The sequence below is a fragment of the Sphingobium sp. genome, assembly GCF_041987595.1.
GTDB lineage: Bacteria > Pseudomonadota > Alphaproteobacteria > Sphingomonadales > Sphingomonadaceae > Sphingobium.
In genome coordinates, this window is sequence record NZ_JBHIWJ010000108.1 from 1 (window position 1) to 12,704 (window position 12,704).

A 12,704-nucleotide genomic window follows, 5' to 3' on the forward strand; every position below is an offset into this window, starting at 1 on the left:
GCTGCGGCGCAGCCGGAAGGTTGGCCTTGGCCAATTGGCCATGCGCGGTCGGGAATATGTCGTCAGCATCAAGGCGTGCGGGCGCGGCATGGTGATGGAGACGTTGCGTTATGCCGATGAAGTCAACAAGGCTGCGAGCTATTTCCGCGAGATAGGCAACGGCGAGCCGGATGACGAATTACTCGATCTCGCCACGACCCTGATCGACAAGAAGACCGGTAAATTCGACGCGAGCGATTTTCACGATCGCTATGTCGATGCCCTAAAAGAGCTGATCGAGCATAAGAAGAAGGGCAAGACGCTGAACATCGACGGCGATGATGACGATGTCGCTGATCCACGGGGTAACAATGTCGTTGACCTGATGGCGGCGTTGAAAAAATCCATCGGCCCGGCCAGCAAGCCAAAGGCCCCGGCAAAGAAGCAGACAGGCAAGATAGCAGTCAAAATCAATGCGAAGTCGGCCGACAAGGCACCAGCAAAAGCGCCTGCCAAGAAACGGGCGTGAGCAGCTCGTTTCCGATGCTTTGCGCGTAGTGGATCATGACCGACGCGACCAAGGATCAGACGCTGCGCGAGATGGCCGCCCATCGTGGTTTCAAGCTGGTAAAGTCCCGCAGGCGCAAGGTTGGTGCGGGTGATTATGGCAAATATGGCCTGACCGATTCGGGCGGGAAGCCTTTGCTTGGGGTAGGTGACGACGGCTTCATCGCTTCGCTGGAGGATATCGAAGCCTTCCTGCGCAAGGGTGCCATTAGCACTTGGAAGGCATCGGCTGACGCCATGCCAGCACGCGCCACACCGGCAAGGAAAGCGACGACAGCGACGCATGAAAAGGTCGAGCCCGCCCTTCGGCCGCGCGCTAAGCGTTCCACCGGGCACACGCAAACGCCCTCGAAGAAGATTGCGGCCAGGCCCACACCCGAACCGGCCCCGCTCCGCATCCGCGCCGCCACGCCGGCGGATGCGGCAGACATGGCGGCGCTGCTGCGCCAGCTTGCCCAAACGGCTATCGATGAACACGGGGTCGCGCATAATCTTGAGCGGATCAGCAAGGCTGGTGGCGGCTTGATCGTCGCTGTTCTGGAGGGGATCGTCGGCTGTTGCGGCTGGACGCTGATACCCACGCTTCACCATGGCGTGATCGGCCGCATCACTGTCCTGCTGGTGGACGGGGCGCATCGCCGCCGAGGCATCGCGACCGCCATGCTGGATGCTGCGACAACCGTCTTGCGCGAAGCGGGATGCACGCGGATCGAAGCGATGAGCGATATTGAAATTAAAAATGCGCATAATTTCTTCCGGGCTTCGAAGTTCGAGCAGACCAGCTATCGGTTCGCGCGCGCCATTGACGCAGAAGCGTAACCCGCTTGCGAACTCCCGGAACGAGTTGGCGCGCTTGCGGATTGGGGGGCAAAGCAACGGACCGAACCAACATGGCGAAGGCGCAGGACAAAAGCCCGAAAGACAGTCTCGATCTCTATCGGGCCAAGCGCGATTTTGCGCGCACGGCCGAGCCTGCGGGCGCGGAGTTTCCGACGAGCGGCAACGGCTTTGTCGTCCAGAAACATGCAGCGTCGCGGTTGCATTATGACTTCCGGTTGGAACTGGACGGCGTGCTGGTTAGCTGGGCCGTCACCCGTGGGCCAAGCGCCAATCCCGACGACAAGCGCCTGGCGGTGCGGACCGAGGATCACCCGCTTGATTATGCGCGGTTCGAAGGCCTGATCCCCAAGGGCGAGTATGGCGGCGGCACCGTCATGCTGTGGGACAATGGCACATGGGAACCGATAGCGGGTAAAGACCCGCGCAAGACGCTGCCGGAAGGGCATCTCCATTTCATCCTGCGCGGCCGCCGGATGCAGGGCGAATGGATATTGTTCCGGCTCAAGCCACGCGGGAAGGAGCGCGGCGAAAACTGGATATTGCGCAAGGTCAGCGACGCTTTTGCCGGTGGGTCGGACAATCTGGTCAATCACCATCTCACCAGCATCGACAGTGGCCGCACGATGGAGGAAATTGCCGCTGGCAAACCCGTTTCCCAGCGCAAAGCCGCAAAGGCGAAGCTAACTGCGCGCGGAAAAGCGAATGGCGAAGCCCCACCGCCTTTTCAGCCGGTGCAATTGGCAACACATGTCGACCATGTGCCTGCAGGCAATCACTGGCTCCACGAGCTGAAATATGATGGCTATCGCACGTTGCTGGCCATCGGCGGCGACAATGGCCGCGCCTATACGCGTTCAGGCCTCGACTGGTCCGATCGCTTTGCCGGGTTGATCGCTGACGCGACAAAGCTGGATGCATCAAGCGCCCTGATCGACGGCGAGGCCGTCGTGATCCTGCCCGATGGCCGCACCTGCTTTCAAGGCTTGCAGGCTGCGCTCAAGGATGATCCGGGCCGGATCGACTATATGGCGTTCGACCTGCTGGCGTTGAATGGCGAGGATATGACCAGGCGACCGTTGCTTGAACGCAAGGCGATGCTTGCCACGCTGATCGGCGATGGCGCGGGCCATATTCGCTATTCCGACCATATCATCGGGCGCGGCGAGCAGTTGTTCGAGCGTTTCTGCGGTGCGGGGCTTGAAGGCGTCATCTCCAAGCGGGTGGATGCGCGCTATTCCGGCGCGCGATCGGGAAGCTGGGTCAAGACCAAATGCATTCGCCGCCAGGAATTCGTGGTTGTGGGCTGGTTGCCCTCCGATAAGCAGCGCGGGTTCCGCTCGCTGCTGCTGGGCGTCCATGAAAGTGGCGCGCTGCGGTTCGCCGGGAAGGTCGGCACTGGCTTTTCGGCGGAGGAGATGGAGCGGCTGCTGGCCTTGATGGCACCGCTGGCCCGGAAGACGCCGACGGTCGAGGCCCCACGCGCGGCTGTGCGGCAGGCGCGCTGGATCAAGCCGAAACTGGTCGCCGAGGTCGCCTTTGCAGAATTTACCGAAGAAGGCGTGCTGCGCCATTCCAGCTATCTCGGATTGCGCGAGGACAAGAAGCCGGAAGCGGTCGTGCTGGAGGTAGAGGCCCCTGTCGAACAGGCGACGCGGCCCGCTGCGACCAGCGGGGTCAAGATCAGCAATCGCGACCGGGTGATCTTCCCGGAGGGCAAGCTCACTAAGGGCGAATTGGCTTATTATTATGAAGCGGTGGCGGATATCATGCTGCCTTGGGCAGGCAGTCGGCCGATCAGCCTCGTTCGCTGCCCGCAAGGCCGCGACAAGAAATGCTTCTTCCAGAAACATGATGCAGGCAGTTTCGGCGACGACGTCAAGCAAGTCAACATCCTGGAGAAGGATGGCCATGAAGAACCCTATCTCTTCGTCGATACGCCCGCAGGGCTGCTGACCTGCGTTCAGATGGGGACGATCGAATTTCACGGTTGGGGAGCCAGGATCGAGGATGTCGAGAAGCCCGACCGACTGGTGTTCGATCTTGATCCCGACGAGGGGCTGGCCTTCAAGGATGTGGTCTCCGCCGCCTTCCATCTGCAGGATATGCTGGCGCAGATGGGGCTCGTCACCTTCCCGATGGTGACAGGCGGCAAGGGCGTGCATGTGATCGCGCCGCTGACCCCCAGCGCGGAATGGCCGCAGGTCAAGGATTTCGCGCATCGTTTCGCCACCGCCCTGTCACAGGCCGATTCCGACCGGTTTACCGCTGCGCTCGCCAAGGCGAAGCGAACGGGCAAGATCTTCATCGACTATCTGCGCAACCAGCGCGGCGCTACGGCCGTCATGCCCTATAGCGCCCGTTCGCGCCCGCTCGCACCTATCGCGGTGCCGCTCAGCTGGGAGGAACTGCGGACGCTGGACGGCCCGGACCATTGGCACATCGGGGACGCAGGAGAGATGCTGAAGCGCGCGGCTTCCAAGGATCTGGCCCATTGGGGCAGAGCTGACCAAATCCTGCCGGATCTTTAGTCTGGTGCGGCCGAAGACGTCGACCGTCGGTGAACCGGGGCATGGCCAAGCCTAACGCAGGAACTCGCGGGCGGGGTGGCTCGTAATTTGACCTCCAGCCTTCGGAGCGACGGCGAAATATCCGCCCGCCAATCATCAGCAAGGAACCATCATGGCCGATCGCCTCACCCTGCAAGATCCACGCAACCAATATCCCAAGCCGCCTTTCCCCAAGCAGCCCCAGCCAGCCCCCGGCATAGCGGCGCAGATGGACCCCACACCAGACCATGGTGAAGAAAGCTATGTGGGGTCGGGTAAGCTCAAGGGACGCAAGGCGCTCGTTACGGGCGGCGATTCCGGCATTGGTCGGGCGGCGGCCATCGCCTACGCACGGGAAGGGGCCGATGTCGCCATTGCCTATCTGCCCAGCGAAGAGAGCGATGCGCAGGCCGTGATAGCCCTGATCGAAGCGGAGGGGCGCAAAGCCGTCGCGCTTCCCGGCGACGTGATGGATGAAGCTTGGTGCCGCCAGTCGGTCGACGATGCCGTCGCCGGTCTTGGCGGTTTGGACATTCTGGTCATCAATGCGGGCCGTCAGCAGTTTCGGGACGATGTGCAGGTGCTGAGCTCAGATGATTTCGACCGCACGATGAAGACCAACCTCTATGCGCTGCACTGGATCGCGCAGGCGGCGGTGCCGCATCTGCCCGCCGGTGCGTCGGTCATCACGACCGCGTCGATCCAAGCCTATGATCCATCAGCCATCCTCCTCGACTATGCAACGACGAAGGCAGGGATCGTGGCCTATACCAAGGCGCTGGCCAAGCAACTGATCGAGAAAGGCATCCGCGCCAATGTGGTGGCGCCTGGGCCCTTCTGGACGGTCCTGCAATCCACTGGCGGTCAGCCGCAGGAAAAGGTCACGAAATTCGGCGAGCAGAGCCAGTTCGGCCGCCCCGGCCAACCCGTCGAGATCGCGCCCATCTATGTGCTGCTGGCGTCGCAGGAGGGCAGTTATATCACCGGCGAGGTCTATGGTGTGACTGGCGGCGCGGGTATCGCCTGAACAGTGCCGCGTTGTGGGCGTGCCTGTCTCGACTATACATTATGGCAGCTGGTTGATCACTGACGAGTGCGATGCATATCAACGGCACATCTCTGCGGTCGACCCATCACGGACGCTCAGCGATCAATTTCCTATCCCTAGGTCCCGACGGTCTGCTTTTTGCGACGGCTACCGACCAGACCAAGTCTTCTTGGCGCTCGTCGCGAACGACTACTCCCGACAGCATCTGTCTTTTATCTCTGCGCGGTTGGTTGTTGTCCATACAGGCTGATTGCAGTGATCAGCCCGTCCCCGATCCACTGACCGAGCAGCGCGCCAGCCTCGACCACTCCGATCTCCTCACCGCACCGTTCGATCAGAGCGAGGCAAAGGGCACCAAACGTCGCGCCGGCGACGATGTGCTCCAGCGCGAAAGTCTCGATGGCCTGGACCGTGCGGAAACAAGGCGTAAAATCTTGTCGCCAGACAAGCATTGCACCGGGCTCCGGCAAAATGGCCGCCATCGGCGGATCGTCCTGCGCCGACAGCGCCGACCAGATTGCGCCTGCATTTGTGCGGGCCACGGCGATTTGCATCGTGGGGGTGAACAGCAATCCGGCATTGTCCCAGTCCACCGCCACCAGTCGCTCTGGAGACACAGGGGCAGCATCTGGCCCTTCAAAGGCTCGGCTCAGCGCGCAGTCGAGCCAGGCCAGTTCGGCCACTTCGGGATCGTTAGGGTAAAGTTCGGCGAGCGTGTGGGCGAACCCGTCACCATATACGCCTAGGGTCCAACCATGAGGTGGCGTGCTTTCGATATGCGCGCGAGCTGCATCGATGAACTCATCGTTGCCCAGCCACAGCAATGTCTTTTCGAACGTGTCCCGCAAGCAGTCGACGAGCTGCACCCGATAGGCGTTATGATACACGGCGAGGCCTGCCCGCGCGTCGGCATCCACCCATTCGGCCATCGACACCGGCGCGTCGATCAGCCAGCCGCGAAAGTCGCGTTGCATTGCCGAAAGGCTCATGCCGCCGCCTTCCGGTCGTCGCTCGCTAAGCTGCGCGCGATGTCCAGTTCGGCCAGCAGTTCGGCGAGTGGAGGGATGTCGTCGTCGCGCTCGATCATGGTCGCAACTGGGCCGATACGGCGGCAGGCATCGGCATAGAGCGCCCAGACCGACGGCGGTACGGGCTGGTCGTGGGTGTCGATCAGCCGGTCCTTGCCCTGGCTATGACCGGCAAGATGGATCTGGCGCACCCGGTCGGCCGGTACGCCATCGAGATAAGCGATTGGGTCAAACCCGTGATTGACCGCGCCGACATAGATATTGTTGACGTCGAGCAGCAGCGCGCAACCCGTGCGGTCGCACATCGCGTCCAGAAACTGCCATTCGGTCATGCTGTCGGCGGTGAATTGCAGATAGGTCGACGGATTCTCGATGAGCATTGTGCGTTGGAGCACATCCTGCGCCAGCGCGATGTTCGCGCAGACTATGTCCAGCGCTTCGTCGGTATAGGGCAACGGCAACAGGTCGTGGGAATTGAACCCCTCGATCCGCGTCCAGCACAGATGATCGGATACGAACAGCGGATCGAGATGATCCGCCAGCGCCTTGAGCCTGTGCAGATAGCCGTGATCAAGACCATCGGCAGAGCCGACTGACATCGAGACGCCATGCAGCGCGACCGGATGCCGCTCACGGATTTGGTCGAGGATATGGCGCGGCTTGCCGCCATCAATCATGAAATTCTCTGAGATCACCTCGACGAAATCCACCGGCACCGTGCCGGTCAGGAAATCCTGATAGTGCGGCGTGCGCAGGCCGAGGCCAAAGCCTTGGATTGTCGCGTCGGAATTGCCTGTCATCGGTTCGCTCCGGAAAAGAGGAGGTCCTACCGGGGGAAGCCGGACCTCCGGGTCGCGATCACCGGGGGGAGGCGATCGCGAAGCCTTCGATCACTGACCGGCGGGCCCAGTCAGGCTGCCACCAGCGGCGGCGCACTTCTTCTCGGACATTTCCTTGAAACCCGTGCCCTTGCAGCTGTTCAAGCCCTTGCAGTCATTCTTGGCGGTCTTGCAGTCGGATGTGCCCTTGCAGCTGTTGACGCCGTAGCAATGGACGGCCTTTGCGCCAGCGGCGCTTGCCGGGCTGGAGGCTACGACACCGGCCATGGCGAGCAGGGCGGCGGTGGTGGCGATGCTGACGCCAGACTTAAGCGTGATCATGATGTGGTCTCCGAATAGGCTTGCCGGGATGGCATGAGGTTCTTCGGAGGCACGCACCGGATGGTTACACGCAATCTACCAGCGCAAAAAACGCGGGCCTATCAACGCGCCTGCCAGTGCCGCCAGGCCAATGCCCAGGCTATACCAGGTCAGCACGAACATCGCCGATGCTTCAGGACAATGCAGGCCGTAGAGCGTTGCGGCGCAAGCTCCCGACGCAAGACCAGCGGTCGCGCCGGTAAGGCGCAATCGGGTCGGCGCGAACTGGCGAAATGCCCAGATCATCCCGATGAAGATCGGAGCCGACAGCATCGCCACGAAAATCGAGCATCTTTTCCAGCTCTGGCCCAGCCAGAGTGGAAGCCAGCCATCGATGGGCGTGCGGAACAACTCACCCGCCGCCACGCAGGCCAGTAGGCCAAAGGGAATGACAAGCAGCCAGAGCCACTGCGCCCGCGTCGCGTCCGGCCGCGACAGGTGGACGGTCGCCGCAATCGCCGCGATCCCCAGCGAAATCGTGTAGGCCGATTTCATCCAGAATGTGAAGCCGTGCATCGCCACGGCAAGATCCGGCCGGAATCCCAATGTGGAGGCTATAGCCATCAGCGTGACGACGGCGCCCACCGCAATCCCGACCGTTACCCTGCGCTCCACGAGATGTGGTGAAACTGCCGCCACGTTACCGGCGAGCGATCGGATGAGATCATCGGTCTGCATCAACCGTCTCCCTTGAGCCGCGCGGCCAAGGCCTTAAGTCCACGATGGACGGACACCTTCACGTCCACCTCGCTCATGCCTCCGGCCTTAGCGGCTTCCGCCATGCTCAAGCCATTGATCTTCGTCGCGCGGATCGCTCTGGCCTGTTTGTCCGATATGCCGCCGAGCAGCCGGTCGATGTCCATCCGCGCGGCGCAGGCATCCTCGAACCCTTCGGCGATCAATATGTCCTCAAGCCCCTCGATCGGTACCGTGCGGCGGGTGCGCCGAAACTGGTCGATCATCTTGTAGCGCGCGACCGCATAGGCCCAGGCGGCAAAGGGACGCGTTCGGTCATAAGTGCCGCGTCGCGTGTGAATGGCCATTAGAGTTTCTTGCACGAGGTCCTCGACATCATCTTCGGCACCGCGAAGGCGACGCCCGAAAAAGGATCGCAGCATGGGAACGAGCGCGCGGAGCAAGGCGGTATGGGCTTCGGCGTCTCCATCGAGACCGCCGATCATCCATATCCTGAGCTGTTCTTCGCTCGCCCGCATGTGCACTCCCGGACAGCTATTCGCGGTGCCGTGCCAGATGGTTACAGTGATACCGCAGAAAAAAGGTGCGGCTTAACCTGCGCCTCCTCTGTAACGCTTTTCAACGCCGCCGCGAAGAAGCTTGCGTGACCCGGCCCGCTTGGCCTCCCAGGGTCGCCGTGCGGCGGGATTATCCTTGATGATCCTGCCGCATGTGAGGCCCAAGCATTCACGGAGACTATCGATGACATCTACCCCCGCAGCCCTCGCCGCAGCCCTCGCTCTCACGATGATCGCCGGAAGCGCGCACGCCGCGGGTGCCGCCAAGCCGATGGAGAAATGCTATGGCGTCGCCCAAGCTGGCAAGAACGATTGCAAGGCCGGTGCCGGCACGAGCTGCGCCGGCACGTCGCGGATCGCTTATCAGGGCGATGCCTGGAAACTGGTCAAGGCTGGCACCTGCACGAAGATAAAGACGCCCAAAGGGTTCGGCTCGCTGATGCCGAAGGCCTGATCTTCACGAACCCCCGGAGAAGAGCGATGACAACTCTTGCACATCATTATCGTGAAGCATCGGCATGGCTGGCTGGCCATATATCGGAAAGCCTGCTGCTGCTGGTCGCGCGGCTTGGCATTGCGTCCATCTTCTTCCTGTCGGGTCGCACCAAGGTGGAAGGCGTGCTCACAATCATGCCTTCCACCTATGAGCTGTTCCGCTCCGACTATGCCTTGCCGTTGGTGCCGCCGGAGATTGCGGCGCACGCGGCGACATACTCGGAGCATTTTTTCCCTGTCCTGTTGGTGCTTGGCCTTTTTACCCGGCCTGGCGCCGCAGCGCTGCTGGGCATGACACTCGTCATTGAGATCTTCGTCTATCCTGATGCCTGGCCGACGCATTTGAGTTGGGCGGGGCTGCTGCTCCCTTTGATAGCGCGCGGCGGCGGCGTCTGGTCGCTCGACCACTTGTTTGGGTTTGAGATGCGCAAATAGGTCTTGGTCCTCTCATTGACCGGCGGGAACCGCCACAGGGCATCACGATCGTCGGTCAATCGACATCGACCCATTTCGGTCTTTCAAAGGGGAACTCTTGATTCCCGCAACCGGACGCTCCGCTCCGTTTTCGGGACAATGGTTTTGTGCTCACGGTTCGCACCGATCTTGATCAGGACCACGCTCCTTGCTGCCCTTGTTCCCGCATGGCCTCAATGAACACGCGAACCGCAGGCATAGCCGCCCGACCGGGATCGTAGAGCAGGCTTACCGGCATGGGGGACGGGGCATGATCCGCCAGCACCTCCACTAACTGCCCGTTCGCGATGCGCGGGGCCGATTGGTAGCTCAGCACATTGGCCAGCCCCACGCCCGCCTCAGCAGCGGCGATGGTAGCATCGATGCTGTTGACGATCAGGCGGGGGACCACGTCCACGATACTGTCGCCCCGTACACCAAACGGCCATGCGCTGCCGACGCGCACTCCGCTGCCCAAGATACAATGATGGCTGGCAAGTTCGGCAGGATCGGTGGGCGCGCCACGTTCGGCGAGATAAGCCGGGCTCGCCACGATGGTCTGCCGGACCGAGCCGATCGTCACGGCGCGCAACGTGCTGTCTGCCAGTGCCCCGATCCGCACCGCCACGTCGATACCCTCCTCGATGATGCGGACATTGCGGTCGAGCAGCATTATGCGCGCATTCAAACCCGCGTGGCTCGCCAGCAGCGCATTGATGACTGGAAGAACATGAAGGCGTCCGAACATCACCGGCGCGGTCACATAGAGTTGACCGCGCGGCACGGACCGCCCGCCCATGGTAATCTGCTCCGCTTCACGCAGGTCTGCCAGGATCCGCCGGGCCCGGTCTAGCAAGACCGCCCCCTCGTCCGTCAATGACACGGCCCGCGTCGAGCGATGGAACAACGTCACGCCCAGATGACGCTCCAGCGCCGCGACCGCGCGCGTGACCGCAGGCGGCGACATATCCAGCGACCGCGCCGCTGCCGCGAAGCCGCGCTGCTCGGCCACGGCGACAAAGACAGAGAGGCTCTCGAAGTGATCCATTATTCCTCAGAATGAAATAGTGAACGTCGATCATCGCTGATTATCGTGCCAAGGGCAACGCGCTATATCTCCTCGCATGGCACAGACATTTCTCCATACCCTCTTTGGTCCCGGAGCCCGCGCCATGCAGGCGGCGGCGGGATCGCGCACCTCCTATGCCCGTATGGAAGCGGACGCGGGACCAGTCGATGTGCTGACAAAGCGGGAACTGGATTTTATCGCTGCCCGCGACAGCTTCTACATGGCGAGCGTGTCTGAGGATGGCTGGCCCTATGTCCAACATCGTGGTGGACCGACAGGTTTCCTCCGCCATATCGAGGGCAATCGCATCGGGTTTGCGGATTATCGGGGGAACCGGCAATATCTTTCCGCCGCACATCTTGTGGCTGACGACCGTGTCTCGCTGTTCCTGATGGATTATCCGAACCGCCGACGCCTCAAGATCATCGGCCATGCCCATTCCAGCGAGGGTCCGGCGGACATCGCCGCGCTCATGCCGCAGGGCTATGCCGCCGAACCGGAACGCGCCTTCCTGATCGACGTCGTCGGATTCGACTGGAACTGCCCGCAACACATCACGCCGCGCTTCACCGAAGCTGAGGTACGGCGCGCTTCCCAACCCCTCATTGATGAGATCGCGGCGCTGCGTACCCGCATCGCCCAACTGGAAGGAACAGCATCATGACCGGCAAACTCACTCAAGGCATCCATCATGTCGGACTCACCGTGCCCGACCTCGATCAGGCGCGCGCCTTCTTCTGTGGCACATTGGGCTTTGCTGAGGTGGGCGGCGTGCCCGACTATCCCTCCATCTTCGTGTCGGATGGCGCGATCCTGCTAACCTTGTGGCGCGCTGCGGACCCGCTGACGGCCCGGGCCTTTGATCGGCGCGCGAATATCGGTCTCCATCATCTCTCGCTGGCGGTCGCCGACGATGCCGCGCTGCAGGCGGCGTGGGAGGCGGTGACGGCGCATCCGGAGGTAGTCGTCGATGCAGCGCCCGGTCCCATCCGTCCAGGGTCTTCGACGCGCCACTTCCTCATCTTCATTCCCGGTGGCATTCGCCTTGAGTTCGCCACGCCCTTTGCCTGAAAGGATTTCTCCCGATGTCGCGACCGCCCCTCCCGCCCTTTACCCATGAGACCGCATTGCAGAAGGTTCGCGCTGCCGAGGATGGCTGGAATGGCCGTGATCCCGCGCGCGTGGCGCTTGCCTACACCGAGGACAGCCAGTGGCGGAACCGGTCCGAGTTCCTTCAGGGGCGGGATGCTATCATTGCCTTCCTGACCGCGAAGTGGAGCCGCGAGCAGGACTATCGGCTGATCAAGGGTCTGTGGACCCATGACGGCAACCGGATCGCGGTGCGCTTCGCCTATGAATGGCGTGATGATGCAGGCGCCTGGTATCGCTCTTATGGCAATGAGAATTGGGAGTTCGCGACGAGCGGCCTGATGGCGCGGCGGATCGCGAGCATCAACGACCTGCCGATCTCCGAGGGGGAGCGCCTGTTCCACTGGCCGCTCGGGCAACGACCGGAGGATCATCCCGGATTGGAAGAACTGGGGCTGTAGGTTTCACAGCACGCGCGCACTCCGGCTAGCCCAATATAGACTTCGGCCCCACTACAAGAGCATTTTTACCGTCGCCGTACGTTCGCTTCCAAATGTACAGCGCGAATCGGAAGCCATCGACCCCTTCCCGGGCATTCAACAATCCCACCTCCACATTCCAAAGGCGGACATTAGGTTAACGAACACGGGCTTCTGCCAGGCGTTGCATCAGCCGGATTTGCGCTTGGTCCTGACCTTGGGAGCAGGCATTTCCTGAGATGTGATACGAACGATCTCGGCAAGCCACTCACGGTCATCCCACTTTTCCGCGTCGATCAGGAGACAGGGCTTTGCACCGGGATATGGAGGGGCTTCTTCCGCACCGGCAGCGAATGCCCGCCCTCCAACCGTGGGCTTTACGAATAGGTGGTCGTCGCAGACCAATGCAACCATTTTCCCATCGCAATAAATGCCAAACTCCCCAAACATCGCCTTGGCTGAAACGGTGCCGCTGCCTGCCAACTGCTCAACAAGGAATTCAACGGTTCTACGATCGGATGCCATAAGGCGATATCGCCGGTCCTGATGAAAAGGTCGAGGGTTAATCGACCCTTGTGAGACGCTCAGGGACCAAAAATTAGTCCCCAGGTGCAGACCGTCCGGTTCAGGCAGCGACCAGCTATCGCCGTTCCCATGAG

16 protein-coding genes are annotated in these 12,704 nt (G+C 61.8%); 9 read left to right on the forward strand and 7 right to left on the reverse strand.

The genetic code is table 11. The annotated features are described in order from the left end of the window. The 4 genes from ACFC3J_RS19140 to ACFC3J_RS19155 form a co-directional block, all read left to right on the forward strand. On the forward strand, positions 1 to 508 hold a 508-nt coding region (locus ACFC3J_RS19140; protein ID WP_375197664.1), incomplete at its 5' end, for a Ku protein. A 35-nt stretch (positions 509 to 543) separates the two neighbouring features. After that, entirely contained in the window at positions 544 to 1,365 is an 822-nt protein-coding gene (locus ACFC3J_RS19145) for a GNAT family N-acetyltransferase (RefSeq protein ID WP_119748085.1), read from the forward strand. Positions 1,366 to 1,436: 71 nt separating this feature from the next. Then, complete coding sequence (gene ligD, locus ACFC3J_RS19150) at positions 1,437 to 3,914, forward strand: DNA ligase D (RefSeq protein WP_119748083.1); 2,478 nt, start codon at positions 1,437 to 1,439, stop codon at positions 3,912 to 3,914. A gap of 151 nt (positions 3,915 to 4,065) precedes the next feature. Next, positions 4,066 to 4,959, forward strand: a complete 894-nt coding sequence (locus tag ACFC3J_RS19155; protein WP_375197665.1) for an SDR family oxidoreductase — start codon at positions 4,066 to 4,068, stop codon at positions 4,957 to 4,959. A gap of 233 nt (positions 4,960 to 5,192) precedes the next feature. On the opposite strand, the gene ACFC3J_RS19160 is transcribed toward ACFC3J_RS19155, so the two are convergent. The 5 genes from ACFC3J_RS19160 to ACFC3J_RS19180 form a co-directional block, all read right to left on the reverse strand. Further along, complete coding sequence (locus ACFC3J_RS19160) at positions 5,193 to 5,969, reverse strand: DNA-binding domain-containing protein (RefSeq protein WP_119748081.1); 777 nt, start codon at positions 5,967 to 5,969, stop codon at positions 5,193 to 5,195. Then, positions 5,966 to 6,808, reverse strand: a complete 843-nt coding sequence (locus tag ACFC3J_RS19165; RefSeq protein ID WP_119748079.1) for a DUF692 domain-containing protein — start codon at positions 6,806 to 6,808, stop codon at positions 5,966 to 5,968. Before ACFC3J_RS19165 ends, ACFC3J_RS19160 begins: the two co-directional genes overlap by 4 nt. A 90-nt stretch (positions 6,809 to 6,898) precedes the next feature. Then, entirely contained in the window at positions 6,899 to 7,168 is a 270-nt protein-coding gene (locus ACFC3J_RS19170; protein WP_119748077.1) for a hypothetical protein, read from the reverse strand. A 75-nt stretch (positions 7,169 to 7,243) separates the two neighbouring features. Further along, a complete protein-coding gene (locus ACFC3J_RS19175) occupies positions 7,244 to 7,885 on the reverse strand; it encodes a DUF1109 domain-containing protein (protein ID WP_119748075.1) in 642 nt (213 codons plus the stop codon). Then, entirely contained in the window at positions 7,885 to 8,421 is a 537-nt protein-coding gene (locus tag ACFC3J_RS19180) for a sigma-70 family RNA polymerase sigma factor (protein WP_119748073.1), read from the reverse strand. Before ACFC3J_RS19180 ends, ACFC3J_RS19175 begins: the two co-directional genes overlap by 1 nt. 223 nt (positions 8,422 to 8,644) lie before the next feature. Between ACFC3J_RS19180 and ACFC3J_RS19185 the strand changes: the two genes are divergently transcribed. Continuing rightward, entirely contained in the window at positions 8,645 to 8,914 is a 270-nt protein-coding gene (locus ACFC3J_RS19185) for a DUF2282 domain-containing protein (protein ID WP_119748071.1), read from the forward strand. A gap of 26 nt (positions 8,915 to 8,940) precedes the next feature. Further along, positions 8,941 to 9,390 carry a DoxX family protein gene (locus ACFC3J_RS19190; protein WP_119748069.1) on the forward strand — a complete coding sequence of 150 codons (450 nt, stop codon included), beginning with the start codon at positions 8,941 to 8,943 and terminating at the stop codon, positions 9,388 to 9,390. A gap of 172 nt (positions 9,391 to 9,562) precedes the next feature. On the opposite strand, the gene ACFC3J_RS19195 is transcribed toward ACFC3J_RS19190, so the two are convergent. Then, complete coding sequence (locus ACFC3J_RS19195; RefSeq protein WP_119748067.1) at positions 9,563 to 10,456, reverse strand: LysR family transcriptional regulator; 894 nt, start codon at positions 10,454 to 10,456, stop codon at positions 9,563 to 9,565. Positions 10,457 to 10,532: 76 nt separating this feature from the next. Between ACFC3J_RS19195 and ACFC3J_RS19200 the strand changes: the two genes are divergently transcribed. The 3 genes from ACFC3J_RS19200 to ACFC3J_RS19210 are packed head-to-tail and all read left to right on the forward strand — an operon-like array spanning position 10,533 to position 12,027. Beyond that, positions 10,533 to 11,141, forward strand: a complete 609-nt coding sequence (locus ACFC3J_RS19200; protein WP_119748065.1) for a pyridoxamine 5'-phosphate oxidase family protein — start codon at positions 10,533 to 10,535, stop codon at positions 11,139 to 11,141. Further along, complete coding sequence (locus ACFC3J_RS19205) at positions 11,138 to 11,548, forward strand: VOC family protein (protein ID WP_119748063.1); 411 nt, start codon at positions 11,138 to 11,140, stop codon at positions 11,546 to 11,548. The genes ACFC3J_RS19200 and ACFC3J_RS19205 overlap by 4 nt, the downstream gene beginning before the upstream one ends. Positions 11,549 to 11,562: 14 nt before the next feature. After that, positions 11,563 to 12,027 carry a nuclear transport factor 2 family protein gene (locus ACFC3J_RS19210; protein WP_119748061.1) on the forward strand — a complete coding sequence of 155 codons (465 nt, stop codon included), beginning with the start codon at positions 11,563 to 11,565 and terminating at the stop codon, positions 12,025 to 12,027. A 207-nt stretch (positions 12,028 to 12,234) separates the two neighbouring features. Here the strand turns inward: ACFC3J_RS19210 and ACFC3J_RS19215 are convergent. Next, on the reverse strand, positions 12,235 to 12,704 hold a 470-nt coding region (locus ACFC3J_RS19215), incomplete at its 5' end, for a TfoX/Sxy family protein (protein ID WP_375197666.1).

Bases quoted from the DNA above. Each gene is read 5' to 3' on its own strand.
- ACFC3J_RS19165 (WP_119748079.1), bottom strand. From the start codon at position 6,808: ATGACAGGCAATTCCGACGCGACAATCCAAGGCTTTGGCCTCGGCCTG.
- ligD (WP_119748083.1), top strand. From the start codon at position 1,437: ATGGCGAAGGCGCAGGACAAAAGCCCGAAAGACAGTCTCGATCTCTAT.
- ACFC3J_RS19175 (WP_119748075.1), bottom strand. From the start codon at position 7,885: ATGCAGACCGATGATCTCATCCGATCGCTCGCCGGTAACGTGGCGGCA.
- ACFC3J_RS19190 (WP_119748069.1), top strand. From the start codon at position 8,941: ATGACAACTCTTGCACATCATTATCGTGAAGCATCGGCATGGCTGGCT.
- ACFC3J_RS19155 (WP_375197665.1), top strand. From the start codon at position 4,066: ATGGCCGATCGCCTCACCCTGCAAGATCCACGCAACCAATATCCCAAG.
- ACFC3J_RS19180 (WP_119748073.1), bottom strand. From the start codon at position 8,421: ATGCGGGCGAGCGAAGAACAGCTCAGGATATGGATGATCGGCGGTCTC.
- ACFC3J_RS19160 (WP_119748081.1), bottom strand. From the start codon at position 5,969: ATGAGCCTTTCGGCAATGCAACGCGACTTTCGCGGCTGGCTGATCGAC.
- ACFC3J_RS19185 (WP_119748071.1), top strand. From the start codon at position 8,645: ATGACATCTACCCCCGCAGCCCTCGCCGCAGCCCTCGCTCTCACGATG.
- ACFC3J_RS19145 (WP_119748085.1), top strand. From the start codon at position 544: ATGACCGACGCGACCAAGGATCAGACGCTGCGCGAGATGGCCGCCCAT.
- ACFC3J_RS19195 (WP_119748067.1), bottom strand. From the start codon at position 10,456: ATGGATCACTTCGAGAGCCTCTCTGTCTTTGTCGCCGTGGCCGAGCAG.
- ACFC3J_RS19170 (WP_119748077.1), bottom strand. From the start codon at position 7,168: ATGATCACGCTTAAGTCTGGCGTCAGCATCGCCACCACCGCCGCCCTG.
- ACFC3J_RS19205 (WP_119748063.1), top strand. From the start codon at position 11,138: ATGACCGGCAAACTCACTCAAGGCATCCATCATGTCGGACTCACCGTG.
- ACFC3J_RS19200 (WP_119748065.1), top strand. From the start codon at position 10,533: ATGGCACAGACATTTCTCCATACCCTCTTTGGTCCCGGAGCCCGCGCC.
- ACFC3J_RS19210 (WP_119748061.1), top strand. From the start codon at position 11,563: ATGTCGCGACCGCCCCTCCCGCCCTTTACCCATGAGACCGCATTGCAG.